Origin of the sequence: Novacetimonas hansenii JCM 7643 (genome assembly GCF_000964405.1) — a bacterium.
In the GTDB taxonomy this organism is placed as follows: Bacteria; Pseudomonadota; Alphaproteobacteria; order Acetobacterales; family Acetobacteraceae; genus Novacetimonas; species Novacetimonas hansenii.
The window spans coordinates 1-1,874 of the sequence record NZ_BANE01000257.1; the positions used below are offsets into that span (position 1 = coordinate 1).

A 1,874-nucleotide genomic window follows, 5' to 3' on the forward strand; every position below is an offset into this window, starting at 1 on the left:
CCCGGTCCTATCAGTCTACAAGGCGGCTTTTACCGGATGCTTACGCTGCAGGCCTCGCGCTCCCGTTTATCGGCACTGACAGCATGCAATTGCATCTCGACGAAATTGCGCGTTGTGTCGCCCGCGGAGCCCATGCTGTCCTCCTTCTCGATCGGGCACCATGGCATACGACTGGAAAAATCAGACTGCCGAAAAATGTCAGTCTGATCTTCCTTCCATCACGCGCTCCCGAACTGAACCCAGTCGAAAACGTCTGGCAGTTCCTCCGCGCCAACTGGCTGTCCAATACCGTCTTCGAAGATATCAATCATATCATCGATGCCGCATACTCAGCCTGGAACAATCTCTCTGCACTGCCGCAAACCATCCGCTCCATCGGTCTCAGAAAGTGGGCTCACACAGGTCAGTGACTATAACCGTTAGTATAAGATACTCGATCACGAGCGAACCACCCCGTCACCGTAAAACCGCCACGGCGTCTCACCCAAACTGACGCGGAATATCACCCTGACTGTCGCGCCGCGTGCACCTGTGAAGGATCCGGCCCAAAGCCGACCTTGCCCGAGGATCACGATGCTGCGTTGCGGCTCATCCTAAGTCGTCATCCTCACGCGACTTGTCTTCCGTCGTTCTTCTTTGTATCCTATCAACAAGATTGGCCTTCGGAGGAGTTGCGGGTTCGATTCCAATTGCTGTCATCACACTGCTCATCGTCATAAATTTTTTAACCTTTTTGAGCTTGCTCGGAGAATCAATTAAAGGAGGAATGAAGATGAAAAAAAGCAGTAAAGAAGTCCGTGAAGAGAAGACCGAGACTTGTGAGAACAACAAAGCAACAAAGCGCATACGCTTCTATCAACGATACATCGCTCAATTTATTGAGATCGCCGTGTCGATGAGCGTTAGTGTGATGGCGGCTGGTTCCGCCTGCCTCATCCTAAATGTCAGGGCTGCGTCTCCCCGCAGCCCTGACTAATCTGATTAGCACAAGCAAAAACCACTGATCGGCCCCTTGCTGCCGGTCATTCGGTGGGGCGAGATACCGCAGCCGTATTATTATGAGCAAACACTGAGGAACTGATTTTTTGGATGCCAGCCACAGTAAGTGTGTGCATTGCTGCTCAAGACGATCTCTTGCGCGAACTGTACGATTCATGTGTTCAACGCGAGGCTGAACACCGCAGTTTGATCGCCTGTCTGTACCGCAAAACGTGTCGCGGCAAAACGTAGCTGGCACCCGACTTCAAGGTATCCTAGGCGTAGACGCTACTCAATTCTTTCTTTTCGATCATGTTCAATAGGTCGATACCATCCCAGCGAACAAACCAATGCTGCTGTTGGATTTCGTTGATAAGCGCTTCGGCCTCGGCAACAGTAATGCTTCCGGAGTTCGCGCCAATCCTGTTCCATGAAGCCCGAAGCAACTTAGCTCTCTTGGACCTATCCAGATAAGGACAAGCGAGGGTGTCCAGCAACAAGTGAACTGCTTCAGAATCCCTATTCAGGTGCTTCTCTGACGAAATTCGCTTACAGATGAAATCCCAAATTTCGTTCCTCTGGACAGCGAACTCCGGTCGATCACCATAGATGAATAGCTTTACGACCAACTCGAAATAACCTTGGCTCTTTCTGTCTAGTTTGGCGAGCGAGATCAGCTCGTGCTCCAGTTGCCCATCGCCCCCAAATTGTTGAAGACTAACCAGAATGTTGAGTATCTCGATAGGGGTCACAGAATTTTTTGAGAACAAGCCTTCGAAGCTAGGTGACCTCGCCAATTGTGACGCCCAACGAAGGGAGGCTTCTTTGAGAATGTCAAAACCTTCAGGATCAGTAAGCATCCGGGGAGGACCACGGGTCTGAATCAGGCGACCTGT

3 protein-coding genes are annotated in these 1,874 nt (G+C 51.0%); 2 read left to right on the forward strand and 1 reads right to left on the reverse strand.

Annotated features, from left to right (window positions below):
- A partial coding sequence (locus B7G66_RS14250) for a transposase (protein ID WP_048859315.1) occupies positions 1 to 410 on the forward strand: 410 nt, incomplete at its 5' end.
- 362 nt (positions 411 to 772) lie between these two features.
- On the forward strand, positions 773 to 976 hold the full coding sequence (locus B7G66_RS14255) for a hypothetical protein (protein ID WP_141313142.1): 204 nt from the start codon (positions 773 to 775) through the stop codon (positions 974 to 976).
- 277 nt (positions 977 to 1,253) lie between these two features.
- Here the strand turns inward: B7G66_RS14255 and B7G66_RS14260 are convergent.
- Positions 1,254 to 1,874 (reverse strand): hypothetical protein (locus B7G66_RS14260; protein ID WP_206778203.1); only part of this gene is annotated, 621 nt, incomplete at its 5' end.

What these genes read in the sequence shown, in the direction of transcription:
- B7G66_RS14255 (WP_141313142.1), top strand. Translation starts at nt 773, where the DNA reads ATGAAAAAAAGCAGTAAAGAAGTCCGTGAAGAGAAGACCGAGACTTGT.